Below are 18,186 nucleotides of genomic sequence, written 5' to 3'. Positions count from 1 at the left end.
TAGAGCGTCAGATCGTTAAAAACTAAGATTCGTACCTACGGTGAAAATGCGGGGAACGGGATAGCTGGAGTAGTCTACGCCGGGTACCAGGGTGCCAGATTTAGTCCCCGAATTACCATAGTTCTGCACTTCGGGGTTGCCCGTATAATTGGTAATCAGGATGGCGTTCTGGGCCGATACGTAAAAGCGGGCACTGCGAATGACTTTCCCGATGCCTTTGCTCAGGTTATAACCCAGGGTGATATTTTTTATCCAGGCGTAATCATTGTCTTCCACCCACAACGAGCTGACATCCCGGAACATCACCCGGCCCCGTCCTGAGCCATTGGTCGTCGGAATACGACCATTGCCGGGCTGTTCGGGCGATCGCCAGCGGTCTTTAATGTCGCGGGTGACGTTAAAGACGCCATCAATGTTGTGCAGGTATTCATAGGCCGTATGCAGCCGTTGCCCGCCCACGGAACCGGTGACGAGGACGCGTAGATCAAAGTTTCGGTAATTGAGCGTATTGGTCAGACCCCAGGTAAACTTGGGATAGGGATTGCCAATAACATCGAAATCATCCACCGGCGTAATGACGCCATCACCGTTGACATCTTTTACCCGCATGTTGCCGGGTACGGCACCGGGAAAGGCTGGTCCCGCGTTGATTTCTTCCTGACTCTGGTACAGGCCATCAAATACGTAGCCATAGAAAAGTCCCAGCGGTCGGCCCAGCATGGTGATGTTGGTCGGATTGCCCTCACCACTTACGCCGGACAGAATCGGACGGTCGCTACGACCCAGAGCGAGTACTTTATTACGGTTGAAGGCAATGTTGAAATTCGTCGTCCAGCCCAAAGAACCCCGCGAAATGTTTCGGGACGTAATAGCCAGCTCGACGCCCTTGTTCTGTACGTTGCCCCGGTTTTCCATTACCGAGCCAAACCCCGAGGACTGCGGAATCTCTACATTCAATAACAGGTCTTCCGTATTGCGGCGGTAAAAATCCGCCGTGATGTAAAAACGATCACTCAGCAAGCCGAAATCGAAGCCGACGTTCAGCTCATGCATCCGTTCCCAGCCCAGTCGGGGATTTCCCAGCGTTTCCATTTGACGACCACCCACCAGCGTTCCGCCCAACACGTAGTTATTGGAAATCATCTGGCTCAGGTAGGTGTAATTACCGATTTCGAAATTTCCCGAAACGCCGTAAGAAGCCCGCAGTTTCAGGTCACTAATCCAGTTGACGGGTTTTAAAAATTCCTCCTGCGAAATTCGCCAGCCCAGAGCCGCCGAAGGGAAAATACCCCAGCGGTTATCCTGCCCAAAGCGGGAGGAGCCGTCTCGCCGGAGGGTGGCCGTCAGCAGGTACTTGTCGCGGTAGGCGTAGTTCAGGCGGGCGAGATAGGAAAGTAACGACCAGTCTTCCTGACCCGTACTGCCCGTAATGCGAGCCGCGGCGTTAAAGGTTTTTACATCATCATCGGGGAAATTTTCACCGGTAAACGAGGCTCCTTTATTGGTCTGCTGCTGAATGGTGAAACCCAGCAGGGCCGTCAGGGAGTGGACTTCGTTGAAGGTAGTCTGATACGTCAGCGTATTTTCGTTAAGCCAGTTCTGGTACGAATTCCGGTTATAGCGGGCCGTAGGAATGGTGGGCGGGTTCTGGTTGAGGTACCCAATCGTGGAGGGGTGGAAGTACTCGGCCCGTCCGTCCTGCCAATCCGTATTGAACGTCGTTTTGAACTTCAGATTTTTCACGGGTTCATACTCGGCGTAGGCGTTGATGAGCACCCGCGTACTGTTCGAGCGATCATCCACTTCGTTGAGCACCATCACCGGGTTTGGATAATTAAACGTTCCATCACTCTGAATCATGGGATTGTAAGAACCATCCGACAGGTACACGGGTGGTAAGGGACTGGCTACCAAGCCTTCGCCGAAGCCCTGTTCCCCCCGCCCGGCACCACCGAAAATACCGCGTTGCCGACGGGTAAAGGTGGGAGCCAGATTCACCCCGACCCGCAGTTTATCGCTCAGCCGACCGTCAATGTTGGCTCGCAGGGAAAACCGCTGAAAGCTCGTCCCCGTCACGACACCGTCCTGTTGAAAAAAGCCAGCCGATACGTAGGTATTCAGGTTTTCATTGCCGCCACTCAAACTCAGGTTCACGTCCGTCATCGGTGCTACGCGGGTCATGGCTTCAAACCAGTTGGTACCTTTGCCCAGCCGCTCTGGATTACGGTACTGCTCCGGAATATCGGCATCGGTAGCTTCCCGGTTTTGTTCCGCCCGAATCCGATCCGAAATGGCTTCCTTGCGAAACTGAGCGAATTCCTGAGCGTTCATCAAATCCGGCTTTCCTTTATCGGGGATTTGCTGCAAGCCCGTGTATACGCCCACTTGTACGTTGGTTTTTCCGGTCTTTCCCCGTTTGGTCGTAATTAAAATAACGCCATTGGCTCCCCGGGAACCGTAGATGGCCGTAGCCGAGGCATCTTTCAGCACCGTGATGGATTCAATATCCTGCGGGGGAATGTCATTGATGGGATTGGACGTTTGATTGGAGGTCGTGGAAAGGGGAAACCCATCGACCACGTACAGCGGCTGACTGCCCCCTCCAACGGCTCCGATCCCGCGTACCTGAATCTGTGGTCCACCCCCCGGCACCCCGTTGGAAGAGCTGATCTGCACCCCGGCGATTTGTCCGGACAGGGATTGATCCAGGCCCGCGACGGGCATTTCCTTGACGTTTTTCATGGAAATAGACGCCACGGAACCCGTTACATCCTGAGCCCGCTGGGTACCGTAACCCACGACCACCACTTCATTGAGAGCACTGGCATCGGCTTTCAGCACGACATTCAGACTGGTACGACTACCCACCGTAATTTCCTGCGGGGTAAAGCCGACGAAGGAAAAAACCAATACGGCGTTTTCATCCGGGACACGGAGGCGATACTGTCCCTTCACGTCCGTAGCGACACCCCGCTGGGTGCCTTTGACCAGAATATTTACGCCGGGCAGGGGTTCGCCTTTTTCATCCGTTACCGTTCCGGAAACTTCCGTGTCCACGGCCGTACGGGGAGCCGAAGGCGACTGCCGGATCAGAATAATTTGCTGAGCTTCCACCTTATACTCCACCTGTAGCGGGCGAAGCAACTGGTCAAGTACTTTGGACAAAGGCAGGTTTTGAGCCTGTACGGAAACTTTTGGAGTGGAGCCGAACAAAGAGGATTGGTAGGTAAACCGTACTTCGGCCAGTTTGCTCAGCTGTTGCAGTACTACTTTTACGTCCTGATTCACGAGATTCAGTGAAATCCTGCGTTGCAGCACTTCCTGATCGGCCGAGTCATTCGCGTACGCTCCGCAATAGCTGGCGAATACCCACAAAACAAGACAGGTAGAAGTAAGCCATTTTTTCATAATAGGTACTGTTTTACGGTTTAGAGTAGACACAATACTTCCCTGCATCCCGGCAAGGGATGTACTGGAGACGAAAAATGAACTGAAGCTGGGTTCGAGGTCTATCGAAGGTTTTAACCCGCACTACGGTGTACAGCCGTCGCTCTGAATAAATACCTGTCCCCCTTTCACCTGGTAAGTGGCCCCGATGGCCTGACAAATGGCACTTAAACGTTCCTGAAGATTTTCTTCTTTAAAAGAGGTATTAATGGAACAGTTGCGAAGCTGTTCGGCATTGTAATTGATTTTGACCCCAAACTGACGTTGCAGTTCTGCCAGTACCCGGGGCACCGGAGCGTTGTCAAACGTCTGTTCCCGGAACACGGCTCGTTTTTTAACCAGCGTGATTTTGTCCAGACGGTCCAGCCGTTTGTCGTACGTAAGCTGTTCCTGCGGATTCAGAATCGTCGGCACAGCGGTACTCGTTCGTACCCGTACCCCGACCCGGCCACTGCGTACCTGAACCACCGTTTTCTGGGTTTGGGGCCGGGCGTAAATCCAGAAACTCGTACCTAGCACTTTTGTACTCAATTCAGACGTGTACACGACGAATGGATGATTCGGGTTTTTAGTAATATCAAAGAAAGCATCGCCGTAGAGCTGTACTGCCCGTTTGTCCTTCGGAAACTGCACCGGATACCATAAACGGCTATTCTTTTCCAGCGTTACCATACTGCCGTCCGGTAACAGTACCGTGACAGGTTCTTTTCCTGAATTGGTTTTCAAGGCCCAATGCAGGGAAGCAGGTTCGGGCGTCGCGGGTTTTTCCGGCCAGCTCCACCACCCCAGTCCCGCCAGAATCAGCAGCACCGCCGCCCACCGGACCCAGGTAAACACTCGCAATCGACGTACGGGTTGTACCGCCACGCGTTCCCTCAGCTTTTCCAGTTCCAGCTGTACCTCCGCCTGCGGAACGGGTTCGGCGTAATGGGCGTAAATCTCCTCCAGAAACAGGCGGGCCTGACGAATTACGTCCTCCTGTTCCGGATGCATCGTAAGGTACTCCTGCCAGAACAAAGCCTGTGATCCGGCCGGATCACGTACCCAGTGACGAAAGGATTCGTCCTGAATAAAATCACGGGCTTCAAAATTCTGGTATTTTTTCATGAAAAAATAAAACAGTGCACGTTTCAATAGTAGAGTGTGCGGTAGCCGCAGAACCTAACCAAAAACGATGAAAATTTTTTGAATTAATTTTCGGGGAAAGGAAAACTCAACGCATTCGTTACCCAAAGGACACCTCCCACGACCCAGGCATTGCGGAGTTCCTTGAGCGAACGGGACAGCAGATTATAGACGCTCTGGTGGTTGAGTTGCATGATCTCCGCAATCTGATCGTGCGAGAGACCTTCGTAATAGTGTAGAAAAATAATTTCCCGCTGCCGGGGAGACAGCGATTCCAGAGCTTTGGTCAGACGCAGGTGGTATTCTTCCTGGGTTTCCTGATGGATGAGCAGCGATTCTACCCCCAGCTCCTCACTGCCCAAGGATTCCGGATACGCTTCGTGCGAATACCCCGATTGCTGCCGGTAAGATCGATAGATTTTGTTTCGCAGGATGGCAAACAGGTAGGCTTTAATATCCTCGGGTTTCGGCAATGACTCGCGTCGGGTCCAGAGTTCCAGGAAAAGCTCCTGTAGTAAATCTTTGACGAGTTCCCGATCACGTTCCAGCTTTAACCCGTAATTCATTAGAGCCGCATAATACCACTCCGCTACCTGATTTAAGGCAGCCGAATCCCCCTGGCAAAGCTGTAGCCATACGTGTTGGGCCTCTAAGGAGTGGGGGTGCTGGGAAATCAAGGCTTAAACAGGGTTATGATTTCGCGGCAAGTTACTATAATTAACAAAAAAACACCATAAAGTGCAATTTATATCCGGTACTAAATTTTCCTGATTTTCGGAAAAAGATGTTCTCCTCTCCTTTAGTCCTCACCCGTTCAAAGGGGTGTTAGGCGTTTCTTCCCAGCATTGACAAAATCAATTTTTCGATTAAAACTATCAATTTTTCTTAACCATCGGGCGTGGTCACTTTTGTTCGGCAAACCAGTTTAACCCCTTGTTTTACCATGGAAAACCAGAACAAATTAACCACGGCTACGGGGACGCCCGTTCCGGACAATCAAAATGTACTAACAGCGGGGCCGCGAGGTCCACTCTTGCTACAGGACTTTTGGTTTCTGGAAAAAATGGCTCACTTCGACCGTGAAGTTATTCCCGAGCGTCGCATGCACGCCAAAGGCTCGGGAGCGTACGGCACGTTTACCGTCACACACGACATTACGGCCTATACCAAAGCCGATCTCTTTTCCGAAATTGGGAAGAAAACTGAGCTATTCATTCGCTTTTCGACCGTAGCTGGCGAACGGGGAGCCGCCGATGCCGAACGCGATATTCGGGGTTTTGCCCTGAAATTTTATACGCACCAGGGAAACTGGGATCTGGTCGGAAACAATACGCCCGTTTTCTTTTTCCGCGACCCGATGAAGTTTGCCGACCTGAATCACGTGGTCAAGCGTGACCCACGAACGAATATGCACAATGCCGACAGTAACTGGGATTTCTGGACCCTGTTGCCCGAGGCCCTGCATCAGGTTACGATTGTGATGAGTGATCGGGGTATTCCCCGCACGTACCGGCACATGCACGGCTTCGGCAGTCACACCTACAGCTTCATCAACCATCAAAATGAGCGTTTCTGGGTGAAGTTTCATTTCAGAAGTCAGCAGGGCATTGAAAACCTGACGAACGAACAGGCGGCTGAACTCATTGGTCAGGACCGGGAATCGCACCAACGCGACCTGTACGACAACATCGAGCAGGGGAACTACCCCAAATGGCAGTTCCTGGTACAGATCATGCCGGAAGCCGAGGCCCACACGTACGCCATTCATCCCTTCGATCTCACCAAAGTCTGGCCGCATGCCGATTATCCGCTGATTCCCGTCGGTGCGTTTGAATTGAACCGGAATCCTGCTAATTACTTCGCGGAAGTGGAACAGGCCGCTTTTAATCCGGCCAACATTGTTCCTGGCATTGGCTATTCGCCCGATAAGATGTTGCAGGGGCGATTGTTCTCGTACGGCGATGCTCAACGGTACCGTCTGGGCGTGAATCATGCCCATATTCCAGTGAATGCCCCGAAGTGTCCGTTCCACGCCTTCCACCGCGACGGAGCCATGCGTACCGACGGCAATTACGGGTCAACGATCGCGTATCAACCCAACAGCTTTGGTCAGTGGCAGGAGCAACCCGCATTCAAGGAACCACCCCTGAAACTGAACGGCGACGCGGATGCATACGAGTTTCGAGAAGACGATACGGATTACTTCTCCCAACCCGGCAATCTGTTCAGAAAGATGACTGAAGCCCAGAAACGGGTACTTTTCAGCAATACGGCCGCCGCCGTGGGTAAAGCCCAGCGATTCATTCAGGTACGTCACATCCGCAATTGTTATCAGGCCGACCCGGCTTACGGTACGGGCGTAGCTCAGGCTCTGGGGCTGACGATGGAGGAGGTTAACCAGTTTACGCATCCTCAGTTATAAAAAAAAGCCAGTCGTAGCTACGACTGGCTTTTTGTAATCCTGTCACAAGTGATTAAAGTTTGGCTTGAATAGCCGTCTCATACACCTCTACTATTTCCTGTTTTAGTGACTCGATCATTCGTCGCTTGACAAACGTTTTGGGGGTGATGATGCCGATCGAGCGGGTAGGTTCCGGGGCTTTAAAGGGTCGGATTTTCCGTTGTTGTTCCTTACTCAACTGGGTTAAAGCCAGCTCGGGAAGAATGGTAGCTCCGCCGTTTTCATCCACCAGTCGTCGTAAGGTTTCCAGACTGCCCGTATGAAATGCATAGTTGGGCTCCTCGGGCTGTTCCCTCTTTTTCTGGCACATCTTCAATACTTCATCCCGCAGGCAGTGGCCTTCGTTAAGTACCCAGATTTCAGTTGGATCAATGTCTTCCGGTTTCAATGTTTTCTTCTGGGCCAATGGACTGGTAGTGTCCACGTACGCCACTAATTTTTCCGTAAATAGCGGATGTTCCAGCAACTGGCTTTCGTTAAGCGGCGTGGAGACAATCCCGCAGTCAATTACGCCCTGTTTGACTTTATGAATAATCTGGGCTGTGGTTTCTTCCCAAATCACGAGTTTAACTCCTGGATGTTTATTGCGAAACCGGCTCATCAGGCCAGGAATCAGGTACGGAGCCAGCGTCGTGATGACACCGATGTGCAACTCGCCAGCTAAGGCCCGTTGTTCCTGCTGAGCCACTTCTCTGATCCGATAGTAATCGTCCAGCAGCAAACGAGCTTTTTCGATGATTTCCGTACCAATTTTGGTGGGAACCACGGGATTTCTTTCAAAAAGCTTCACGCCCAGTACGTCTTCCAGCTTTTGCAGCTGAAGGCTGAGCGTCGGCTGCGTTACAAAACAATGGGTAGCGGCTTTATTGAAACTCCGGTAGGTATCTACGGCCACCAGGTATTCGAGCTGAACGATTGTCATGGGAATAAACGACTTGAGGATGAACGGGTATTACGCCGAAAAATGAATGAATCGGTGGCAACGGAGGAGTCGTAAATAAGCTGGAGAAACGCACTACACCGGGGAGATGACAGATTGGGGAGATTTCAAAAGCAAGCGGTACGCTACCACTGTTCGTTGAACAGATGCCATGCCCCTCTCACTCCTTCCAGATTTCCTTACCCAGAAAACGATTCCCAAACACAGCCGTACCGATACGTACCAGGTTGGAGCCTTCGGCAATGGCTAATTCCAGATCCTGGCTCATACCCATGGAAAGTTCCAGGGACGAGATACCATCCAGTCCTTCCGCCAGGAGTTGATCTCTGGTGTGGCGAAGTAAGGACAGGGAGGGACGCATCTTTTCCTTTTCAACATCCAGCAGTCCAATGGTCATTAAACCTTTGACCCGGAGCGTATCGAGGGGTCGGATCGCTTTGATAAAGTTCAGAATCTCCGCGGGGTTTAGTCCGTATTTGCTGGTTTCGTAGGAAGTATTGACCTGAATGTACACCTCCAGCGATTTACCCAGTTTTTGCAGCTGCTGGTCGAGTTGCTGAGCAACGGCCACCCGATCCAATGACTGAATGCAGGAGACGTACTTAAGCACCTCTTTGATTTTATTGGTTTGTAAATGACCGATGAAATGCCGCTCGACGGGGAGATGCTCTAACTCTGCCTGTTTGTCCCGTAATTCCTGGACTTTGTTTTCACCGATAAGTGTTTCACCGGCTGCAATCGCCGCTCGAATCTGATCGGCGGGTACTGTTTTGGTAGCCAGCAAGAGACGAACTTCAGCGACAGGCCGGCCCGATTCCTGACAGGCTTTCTGGATTCGCTGATGAACCCTTTGCAGATTTGTGGAAACGGGCGTATGCATACGTGGATTGAAAATGAGGTTTTGATTTTTCTGAGTACAAGTGCCGGGCTTGTAGTTTTGGCTTTCCTACACACCTCTTATCCGTAGTGTAAGGTTAGCTGATGTTAAAAAAAGCAAGTAGTACCCCACAGCTTCGAAAAGAGGATTGGAGCCGCCACTCCATCATTAACACGCTGCGGGTCTACTTGCTGGTATCGATCAGGTTTTCATAAGAAGCATGAACAGATTAATCAAAAGCTTCATTTCGCTTTGCCTTTTCACAATGCTTGAGAATGAATTAGTACTGGATGGATTCGCAAGCAAAGGTTGCCTATATTTGGCCTAGCTATCTCCTCCAGTTTTAACAAATACACATGGGCCAGTTAAGACCATGGACACTTGGTTTATCCCTGAATTGGGAAGACTCAAAAGCCATTTACCTACAAATTGCGGATTACCTCAGGCAGGAAATTCAGAAAGGCCGACTACTCCCCAACACGGCTTTGCCGGGCAGTCGTAGTCTGGCGGAGCAACTTCAGGTCAATCGCAAAACCGTTGTGGAAGCCTACGAACAGCTCTTGGCCGAAGGCTGGCTGGAAAGTCGGCATAAAAGCGGTACGTACGTTTCCCCGCAACTCCCGCAAAAACGGGCGGATCAGGGTCGGGTTACCCGGAAAGCTGCGGCCAGCCGTTCTTCGGTAGCGGCGACCACCGTCTCCCCCAAACTTCCCGTAATCGCAGTATCCGACGGCATTCCGGATGTTCGACTGGCTCCGCTGGATGAGTTGTCGAGGGCTTATCGGCGTATTTTCAACCAAAAGCCGCTGGCGATTGATGGGGTACAGCAGTGAGCTGGGCAATGAGCTGCTTCGGGAAAACATCGCTCACATGCTTTCGCAGTACCGGGGCATTCCGGTGCAGGCCGACGAAATTCTCATTACCCGGGGAAGCCAGATGGCCCTGTACTTAACCGCTTTGTCTCTGATTCAGCCGGGCGATGTGGTACTGATTGAAAACCCCGGTTATGCTCCGGCCTGGCAGGTTTTGCGGCAGGCGGGGGCACAGCTGATCCCGATTCCGGTGGACGACGAAGGGATTCAGATCGAAGCCGTAGAAAGCGTTTGTCGGCGTACTTCCGTCAAAGCCCTGCTGACGACACCCCAGCACCAGTTTCCCACCACCGTTACCCTCAAAGCGGATCGGCGTATGGCCCTGCTGGAGTTGTCGCATCAGTACGGTTTCACGATCATCGAGGATGATTACGACCATGAATTCCATTACGGCACCAAGGTTCCTTTGCCATTGGCAAGTTTTGCCCATGGCGGACCTATCCTTTACATTAGTTCCCTGAGTAAGCTCATTGCTCCGGCGGTTCGCATTGGTTTTGTAACGGGTCCACCGGCTTTTATTCAGGCGGCTGCCACCCTTCGTTCCATTATCGACCGACAGGGAGACAATGTGCTGGAACAGGCGGTGGCGGAGTTGATGCAGGCGGGAGAAATTCAGAAACACGCCCGCCGGGCCCTGAATGTGTACCGCCAAAGGCACGCTCAAACCCACCAGTTTTTGCAGCAGTATCTGGCCGATGCTGTTACCTATCGCGTACCGGAAGGGGGCCTCGCTTACTGGATTCGTTTCAATCAGAGCCGAAATATTCCTGAACTGACCAAACAGTTACAACAGCAGGGCGTCAGCGTTATCGATACGGATGCCTTTTCGTACGAGGGTGCGGGCCTGAATGCCCTCCGCATCGGTTTTGCTTCCCTGACCAGTCCGGAAATGGAACAGGTACTACAGGTGTTGCAAAAAACGCTTTAAGCGATTAGGATTTAGCCGGGCCAGTGTGCATCGCATTACAGAGGCAACCCATCGTCCGAAAGTGGCAAGCGGCTTTCCTCGAAAAAAGCTTCCGCACTAAGGCTTTCAGCGGATCATATCCGATAAGTACAGTTACCAGCTTATAAAACGGTAGCCGTACGAATAGCATCCATTCCGTATAGAGCATGAGAGGAACCAGAAAGGAAGCCCCGGAAAGTCGTACAATCGGTTCCAGATTGCCGGTGACGTTAAATATGATTTATATGGCTTTACGGTAAAATGGTGGTTTATTTTATAGAGTATGATGTCGATTGTACCAGTAGAGTAAGAGGTCGATTGTACTAAGGCTGTTTTTCGCCCCGTAGATGCGGCTGATTTTTCAGTCCGTATCGCGAATGCCGCTCTTTTCATCCTGCTCAAGGCCACCGCATTGCGGATAAAAAAGGCGGCTTATCGCGATAGGACGGGGATTGGGTTTATGCCGTCCATGAAGAGTTTTGATTGAAATTCAACAACCATCAACTTCTGACAATTAGTCAAATATTGATCAACTTTCAGAAGAAGAAAACCTCTCCCGCCTGTCAGCCGCGGAACGACCTACGATAGCTGCAATGCGGTGGCCCTAAGCAGGCTATCGTTAGGCGTGGAGTGGCTGATAGGCTACCGAACAGCCCTGCCTGCTGGACGAATCCAGTCTAGGTGAATAACGAAACCCCATAAGAGTAAAACTAGCAGATGTTCTTCCAAGAAATGGGCAAAGGCTGCTGACCAGCCTTCGTAGCAGGATAAAAAACAGCCCTGGTACAATCGACCTCATACTCTATAAAACAAACCTCCTATTATTCTATATAAAACGCAGCGTCAGGTTAACCCTGCCGCTGCGGTCTTAGAAACATGCCGCCAGAATGGAATTAAGTTGGGCTTTTTCCTCGATGGTCAGTTTAGCGAGGGGAGCCCGTAGTTCGCCACCGCTCACGCCCTGCAATTCCAGCCCGGCCTGAATGGCCCGCGGCAGTCCCTTTTGTACGATAAACTGAAGCAGATCAAACTGCTGATAAAAAGCCTGTTGAGCCTGTGTCCATTGCCCTTGCTGGAAGGAGTCGAAAAGTTGAAGGTTCAGCTTTGGTATGAGGTTAGGAGCCGCCGTACACCAGCCCCGGGCACCCGCCGCCAGGGCTGACAAAGCCAGCGGATTAGAGCCGTTGAAAAAAGCGACCTCTTCGCCCAGATGCCGACGCAGATAATGCATCCGCTGCACATCCCCGGTGCTTTCCTTGATCATGGTCACGTTTGGAATCCGAAGCAGTCGTTTCAACAGAGCGGGCGACATATCCACCCCTCCCGTAGCCGGATTGTTGTAAGCCATAATAGGAATGGAAAGAGACTGGGCTACGGTGTCGTAATGGGCCACAATTTCGTCGTCGGTCAGCCGCCAGTAGCTCATGGGAATAATCATAACGGCCGTTGCTCCGGCCTTTTCGGCAAATTTGGCGTGGTACACAGTCCGTTCGGTCGTCAGGTTCGAAACGCCCACCAGGACCGGAACCCGTCCGCCGACCTGCTGGATGGTTGCTTCCGTCAGGGCTTCTTTTTCTTCGTCCGTCAAATAGGGTAACACACCCGTGCTTCCCAGCGGAGCGATGCCGTGAGAGCCATTCACCACCAGTCGTTCCACCAGTGATTTAAATAAGCCCAGATCGACCTTTCCAGCGGTGTCGAAGGGAGTAATTGGATAGGCGATAACGCCGTGAAAGGGTACATTCGTCATAGGTAGTCAGTCAGGTAAGGCCGGGATCGAACGCCCCGGCCGGGTGGGTTTAAAGGTCACGACCTTCTTCTTCGCGTAGAGCCACGCCTAGATTTTGCAGTTGGGGAGCGTTTTCACAGGCCAGATACCGGGCTGGTTCGGTAGCACTCGTGTTCTGGTGCCGATGCCAGGCCCAGGAAGGAATGTAGACGGCGTCGCCCGCCTTCCATTCCACGCGTTCGCCTTCCACTTCCGTCCAGCCCTGTCCTTCCAGTACATATAGCACCGTCTCGTAGGTGTGCCGGTGGCGGTTGGTAAGCTGATCGGGCAATAATCCACCGATGGTCATGCTGACATTCTGCGTGGGCAGATCGACGAAGAAAACCGGATGCTTCCGCTCGGAAGAGAACTGATCATGGGCACCGGCCTGCTCGACGTTCCGGTGAATCAGTTTTTCGGGACGCCGAAACACGGGACGTGCGTAGGTTTTGTGAAAATCGTTAGACGTGAATTTTTCGTCTTTGGGTGATGCAGTTTCCATAGGCCTTCTTGATTCGTTAACAGTCATCGTTTCGGTGATTGACGTGACAAAAGTGCAGGTAGTTTGGCCCCTACGAATCATCCAGTTTCCACAAATACTACTGGTCCAGATTAAATATTGATTATTGAGGCTGGTACGTTCTTCAGGCTGATCAGTAAATCAATCCAAGTATTGAGGCGTAGATATGAACCAGTGTTGAGGGATCCCTTATAAGACCATCCCTCTTATCTGATCCTTACATAACTCTAGCTGACCCCACCCGTCTGCTCGCTGCTAAACTGAACCTATGTTCTTCTATACATAAGCGGGATACTATAACTCAATCAGAACGTGACACGAATACTTCAGTAAACACGATTGATTTTATTAATGGGTCCATTGATAAAAGAAAAATCGTCAAAAGTATAATAGTTAGGATTCCTAACTACATTTGTCACGAACCTTTTACCAAGCAAGCAACGATGAGCGAATCACATGCCATTCCTGGATACACGTACGGCGACGTATCCCAAACTACTCCCCTCTCGCTAGAGGAACTGGACTTACTCAAACAAACGGTTTTGTTTAGCCCGGAAGACGAGCGTTTTCTGCAACTGGCGGGTGATGTACTGGGCGATCAAACAGAAGCAATACTGGACGTCTGGTACGGATACGTGGGGAGCCACCCGCACCTCCTGCACTATTTTAGTTTACAGGGCCAGCCCGACGCCCATTACCTGTCGGCAGTGCGGAAGCGGTTTGGTCAGTGGATCATTGACACCTGCACGCGTCCCTACGACACTGCCTGGCTGGCCTATCAGCAGGAAATTGCCCTGCGTCATCATACGGCCAAGAAGAACCGCACCGACGAGGCCAGGGCCGAACCGATTATTCACCTGCGGTACATCCTGGCCTTTATCGTTCCCCTGACCTTGACCATTAAGGAGTTTCTGGCAGCCAAGGGACACGACGCCGAAACTGTAGCCGGTATGCACGCGGCCTGGTTCAAAGCCGTCACCCTCACCGCCGTACTCTGGAGCTATCCTTACGTTCACACCAACGAATTTTAATCACTTTATTCCTTTCAAAGCCATGCAAGTTTCTGTTTTTGATACCTACGTTACCCGCACCGATGGTACGCTTATGCACTTCGACATTCTGGTGCCCTCCAACGTAACCTGTACGGATACCATCCACCAGTACGGACAAACCTACCTGGCAACCAAAGGCCAGGCCGGACAACCTTTAACCGCGAAGGAATGTCAGTTCTGCCACATTGAACAGGCTACGGAAGAAGTACAGACCAGCATCACCAACCAGGGTTTTCACATCATTGAAATGCAGGGTTGTTACTAACATTCCCCTTTGATTCCATCATCCTTTTGACACGACTAATCATGAATCGTTCCCTTGTCCTCACATTCACTACGCTTGTTGTTTCTTCGGGACTTGCTCTGGCCCAGACTACGCAGCCCGGAGCCGCCTACAACAATGCCGATTTTAAAGTTACTTCGACGCAGGCCGTCTATCAATCCGATCTGGATCTGGTGGTTATGTCGATGAAAGTAAGCGGGCAGGCCGGGCGTACCGTGCCGAAACCATCGGGCAGTATGGCCAATGCCCCCGTGCTTGCCTATGTATTTCCGACTACGCTTAAGCCAGAGGACGTCGGCTTTTCGCCCACCGAGGGCATCGTAGCCCTGGCCCTGACATCACACCCCGACATGGATGATACGCCACTGTGGGACGAAAACAACGACGGTAATTTTGATAACGACGGCCTCGTTTGGCACCCGCACTGGGTGATATTACAGGAAGATAAACGCGTACCCGGCGGACTGAGCGTAAAAGCCTTTCGTAAGGATGACAAGACCGTCGTACTGCCCAAAACGGCCCCGGGTGTTCCCATTTATTTTGATTCGCCGGGCTACAACGTAGTCACTTCCGGACCCACAATTCGAGTGGCCATCCCGGCGTATCGGATTCATAACCGCACGGATTTCCGTTTTGACGCGGTAACGTGCTATCTGCAAATGTATCACCCAACCCACGGCGATACCGCATCGCATCATGAAGCAGAAGATAAACCCCTGCTGGGCGTGTACGCCGTGTATGGCGTGTTGTCGGGTAAGTTATCTCTGCCCTATACGGTAACGAAGAAGTAACGGTTGGTACGGGATGGTTTTACAAAGCCCCATCCCGTACCACAAAAAAGGCATTCAATTATCCCTTATTAACATACGATGGAAACTACCTGCCTTCCCTTCGCGTCCTACCTGGAGGACCTCATTCAACAGCGTCAGTACGTGAAAGTCCAGTATTTTAGCGAACTTCACGAACTGATTACGCTTGATGCACTTTTTGTAACGCTTACCGATCCGGGAGATGGTCCGGTTGCCCTTCTTTCTTCGGGTGAGCAGATTGCGGTATCCCAGCTGGTCAGTGCCGGAGGAAGGTTCGCCCCTGCGTATTGGGGTTATGAGCTGTACTGCGAAACCTGCGATTTTTGAATGACGGATTCCATATTCAATTTAGAACAACAAAACAGCTCCGTAGACGCCAAGATTGTAGCGGGGCTGGAACGGGTGGGGGAAGTATTTCGGGTGTTGCTCTGGCAACAAAGTCGGGATACGGGACTCAGTCCTATTCAGATTCAAGTACTGCTTTTCCTGGCCTTCCACGAACCTACGCAGTGCAAAGTTGGGTATCTGGCGAAGGAATTTAACCTGACCAAGCCCACCATTAGCGATGCCGTAAAAGTATTGGTGCAGAAGGCTCTGGTCGATCGTATCACGGACCCGCTGGACAGTCGCAGTCACCATCTGGAACTGACGCCCGCCGGAAAGCAAATGGTCGATCAGACCAGTTCGTTTGCCAACGTTTTACAAGGGGTGGTGAAGTCCTTCCCAGAAGAGCAGAAAACGGTACTCTACGAAAGTCTATTCAAGCTCATTTTTGAACTCACCCAACGCGGCTTAATCCAGGTTCAACGCATGTGCAAAACCTGCCGTCATTACCGGTTTGATGGGCAGATTCATTACTGCGGATTACTACAAATTCCCCTGGAAGCCGGATTGTTACGGCTGGACTGCCCCGAGCACGAGCAGGTACTTTAATCGTTTCTGTTGTAGTCGATTTAATCCGTCCTTTCGCTCCATTAGCCCGTATGAAGTCATGCTTTCACTTCGGTAATTGAACCGTAATTTCTCCGTGGAGCTGATCCCGGCTCGCTTTGAGCTTCTGATCCACCCAGATGCAAAGTTTACTCTGATTGCCCGGCGTGGCTGAATCCCAGTCTTTTTTCCAGACGATGTCAATATCGTGTCCATGATAGCGGATATTACCCAGGTAGAAATAGTCCCACTGCTGCTCGGGTACCAGGGGTGATACGGAGAATTTATTGTCATGAAAGGAGGTAAACCCAATCAGGTCTTCGATGATAATATCCGGAAACGTAGAGTGGAAGTAATCGGACTCGCCGCCGAATGTCTTTCCATTACTAGGAATGTACCATTCGCCAATGTTCAGTTCTTTCGTACCATGCATCCGGGAGAGCTTCTCAATGTAATCATACAGGAGTTGTTTCTCGGCGGACGAACTATTTCCCTGATACGATCGCAGGTAGTTGGCGTATCCTTTGTATACGACTGAATTTTCAAAAGGCCAGCCCCGGCCATTCCAGGCGTAGGCCTGTTCATTATAATAGGGATGCTGCTGCTCCGCCGTCGTCATACCCGCCGCATTGTAAAAGCCTTTCTGCGAAGCAAACAGGTCCCAGGCTTTCGCGTAGGTCTGGTAGTTCTGCTTCGGAATCAACTGAAAATACCAGGGCGTATATCCCACCGACTCCCGTACCCGTGCCTCAAAATCGCCGACACCAAAGGCATTGTCTCCGGCACTCAGCGTATTGAAAAACTGATCCTGCGTGTTCCAGAGCACGTTCAGTACCTTTTGTTGAAGGGCCTGAGCTTTGGCCGTATACGCCTCTGCTTTCGTATGCTTGTTTGTATACCGGACCTGATCCCATCGGTACAGATCAGCCAGCGACTTCAGGTTGCCGTAGGCGTAACTATTCACGGAAGGTCGGACCAGATAATAGTCCGGGTACCCTTTCCGGAAAGCCGTAGGATAGTCTTTGGCCTGTTGCGATTGGGCGGCATTACCGGTCGTTTCCCAACCCAGGTAGTATTTCCGCCAGTTGTCTTTGGTGTACAGACTATACGGCCCCTGACTTTCAATCAGACCCAGAACGGCCGAAAGGCTGAATTCCATGCCATCGTACAGATCGAGTATTTTGTACATGCCCGCCGTTTTGGCTTGGGGCGTATGCACCGTAAACAATGAATCCCAGACCTGCTGATGCTTTTCCATCGCGGGCAATACCGCGTGTAGCCATTGCGGATCGGGATGAATTTTCTGAAAAGCCTCCACGCCGTTCACCATCCAGCTCGAAAAATGGTGACTTTCCGGTCGACTCAGATACGTCAGGAAATTCCCGTTCTCCCGCTGCGGTAGCCGGGAAGCCGAGCCCCGCATGAAATAATCCGCGTAGGACTTGAGAAAGGTATCATCTCGCAACCAGCGTACGTCGTAAAACTGATGTCCGGCGGGACAGGTAATGGCTCCGCTGAGGGAAGCCCAGGGTTTCACGCCGAAAAACTCGGTAACCACCCAGTATTTTTTGTGGTCTTCGGGATCGTCGTATTCTTTCAGGTGTTTGCTAATCATCCACCAGCGGTAATTATAAACCCTGGTCAGACTGTCAGCGGAGCTACGAAACAAAGGCACGTTTTCCAGTAAAAACGCTTTATTGTTACCAGCGTTAAAGGGGCCATCGGACGCCGGACGATTGGCATATTGGTTGAACTCATCCACGTGAGCGGACAAGGTTTGTTTGGAGGCATCTTTTAATCGCTGTAATTCAAGGGTATACAAGGTTGATTTTTGACTGGTACAGGCCGTCAGGAGAAGCCAGCCCAGCCAACAAATCCCGGAGAAATAGCCACGTAGAAATGGAAGGAGTCGAGGTTGATTCATCGTTGGTTTAAGAGGTTAAGCCCGAAGGCTGGTCTAAGGTAGTAGCGGAAAACGGAAGGTTTCAACTCTTGAAGCTTCAAAAAAGGATTTTGCCCCTAGCTCCTCCGGTCAGAGACGCGTATTTCTTGATCTTGGGTAAGGAACGGACCACCATAAAACGGAGTTACCTCTCTAAAGAATAGTGAACAGGTAAGGCATGCGGTTGCCCGCTTTCTGGCGGGTCAACAAAGGT

At 51.4% G+C, this 18,186-nt stretch carries 16 protein-coding genes; 8 read left to right on the top strand and 8 right to left on the bottom strand.

The window, feature by feature from the left end:
* Positions 1-15: 15 nt before the first annotated feature.
* From BWI97_RS19975 to BWI97_RS19965, 3 genes are all read right to left on the bottom strand, one after another.
* Positions 16-3,408 (bottom strand): TonB-dependent receptor, encoded by a 3,393-nt coding sequence (locus BWI97_RS19975; RefSeq protein ID WP_158242805.1) that lies wholly within the window; start codon positions 3,406-3,408, stop codon positions 16-18.
* A gap of 123 nt (positions 3,409-3,531) precedes the next feature.
* Complete coding sequence (locus BWI97_RS19970; protein ID WP_102202493.1) at positions 3,532-4,554, bottom strand: FecR family protein; 1,023 nt, start codon at positions 4,552-4,554, stop codon at positions 3,532-3,534.
* An 83-nt stretch (positions 4,555-4,637) separates the two neighbouring features.
* Positions 4,638-5,249 (bottom strand): RNA polymerase sigma factor, encoded by a 612-nt coding sequence (locus BWI97_RS19965; RefSeq protein ID WP_102202492.1) that lies wholly within the window; start codon positions 5,247-5,249, stop codon positions 4,638-4,640.
* Positions 5,250-5,515: 266 nt separating this feature from the next.
* Here BWI97_RS19965 and BWI97_RS19960 point away from each other — a divergent pair, with 266 nt between their 5' ends.
* The gene (locus tag BWI97_RS19960) at positions 5,516-6,994 is read left to right on the top strand and encodes a catalase (protein ID WP_102202491.1); all 1,479 of its coding nucleotides are present in this window, start codon (positions 5,516-5,518) and stop codon (positions 6,992-6,994) included.
* A gap of 52 nt (positions 6,995-7,046) precedes the next feature.
* Here the strand turns inward: BWI97_RS19960 and BWI97_RS19955 are convergent, their stop codons facing one another.
* Together BWI97_RS19955 and BWI97_RS19950 are read right to left on the bottom strand one after the other, a co-directional pair.
* On the bottom strand, positions 7,047-7,955 hold the full coding sequence (locus tag BWI97_RS19955; protein WP_102202490.1) for a hydrogen peroxide-inducible genes activator: 909 nt from the start codon (positions 7,953-7,955) through the stop codon (positions 7,047-7,049).
* A gap of 178 nt (positions 7,956-8,133) precedes the next feature.
* Positions 8,134-8,853 carry a YggS family pyridoxal phosphate-dependent enzyme gene (locus BWI97_RS19950; protein WP_102202489.1) on the bottom strand — a complete coding sequence of 240 codons (720 nt, stop codon included), beginning with the start codon at positions 8,851-8,853 and terminating at the stop codon, positions 8,134-8,136.
* A 353-nt stretch (positions 8,854-9,206) separates the two neighbouring features.
* Between BWI97_RS19950 and BWI97_RS19945 the strand changes: the two genes are divergently transcribed.
* Positions 9,207-9,683 carry a GntR family transcriptional regulator gene (locus BWI97_RS19945; protein ID WP_102202488.1) on the top strand — a complete coding sequence of 159 codons (477 nt, stop codon included), beginning with the start codon at positions 9,207-9,209 and terminating at the stop codon, positions 9,681-9,683.
* Complete coding sequence (locus BWI97_RS19940; RefSeq protein WP_102202487.1) at positions 9,592-10,650, top strand: PLP-dependent aminotransferase family protein; 1,059 nt, start codon at positions 9,592-9,594, stop codon at positions 10,648-10,650. The genes BWI97_RS19945 and BWI97_RS19940 overlap by 92 nt, the downstream gene beginning before the upstream one ends.
* 886 nt (positions 10,651-11,536) lie before the next feature.
* Here the strand turns inward: BWI97_RS19940 and BWI97_RS19935 are convergent.
* A complete protein-coding gene (locus BWI97_RS19935; RefSeq protein ID WP_102202486.1) occupies positions 11,537-12,418 on the bottom strand; it encodes a dihydrodipicolinate synthase family protein in 882 nt (293 codons plus the stop codon).
* A gap of 49 nt (positions 12,419-12,467) precedes the next feature.
* Positions 12,468-12,938, bottom strand: a complete 471-nt coding sequence (locus tag BWI97_RS19930) for a cupin domain-containing protein (protein WP_233207919.1) — start codon at positions 12,936-12,938, stop codon at positions 12,468-12,470.
* 461 nt (positions 12,939-13,399) lie between these two features.
* On the opposite strand from BWI97_RS19930, the gene BWI97_RS19925 reads away from it, so the two are divergent.
* From BWI97_RS19925 to BWI97_RS19905, 5 genes are all read left to right on the top strand, one after another.
* Entirely contained in the window at positions 13,400-13,987 is a 588-nt protein-coding gene (locus BWI97_RS19925; protein WP_102202485.1) for a protoglobin domain-containing protein, read from the top strand.
* A gap of 22 nt (positions 13,988-14,009) precedes the next feature.
* Positions 14,010-14,273, top strand: coding sequence for a DUF2024 family protein (locus BWI97_RS19920; RefSeq protein WP_094808600.1), 264 nt, complete (start codon positions 14,010-14,012; stop codon positions 14,271-14,273).
* 41 nt (positions 14,274-14,314) lie between these two features.
* Entirely contained in the window at positions 14,315-15,082 is a 768-nt protein-coding gene (locus BWI97_RS19915) for a hypothetical protein (protein ID WP_102202484.1), read from the top strand.
* A gap of 78 nt (positions 15,083-15,160) precedes the next feature.
* The gene (locus BWI97_RS19910) at positions 15,161-15,427 is read left to right on the top strand and encodes a hypothetical protein (protein ID WP_094808602.1); all 267 of its coding nucleotides are present in this window, start codon (positions 15,161-15,163) and stop codon (positions 15,425-15,427) included.
* A complete protein-coding gene (locus tag BWI97_RS19905) occupies positions 15,428-16,033 on the top strand; it encodes a MarR family winged helix-turn-helix transcriptional regulator (protein WP_102202483.1) in 606 nt (201 codons plus the stop codon).
* A 64-nt stretch (positions 16,034-16,097) separates the two neighbouring features.
* On the opposite strand, the gene BWI97_RS19900 is transcribed toward BWI97_RS19905, so the two are convergent.
* On the bottom strand, positions 16,098-17,954 hold the full coding sequence (locus BWI97_RS19900; RefSeq protein WP_102202482.1) for a glycosyl hydrolase family 65 protein: 1,857 nt from the start codon (positions 17,952-17,954) through the stop codon (positions 16,098-16,100).
* Positions 17,955-18,186: the final 232 nt, after the last annotated feature.

Origin of the sequence: Siphonobacter sp. BAB-5405, from assembly GCF_002872335.1 — a bacterium.
Classification (GTDB): domain Bacteria; phylum Bacteroidota; class Bacteroidia; order Cytophagales; family Spirosomataceae; genus Siphonobacter.
Note: the sequence above shows the minus strand (reverse complement) of the source record. Positions and strands in the feature narration are given on the sequence as shown.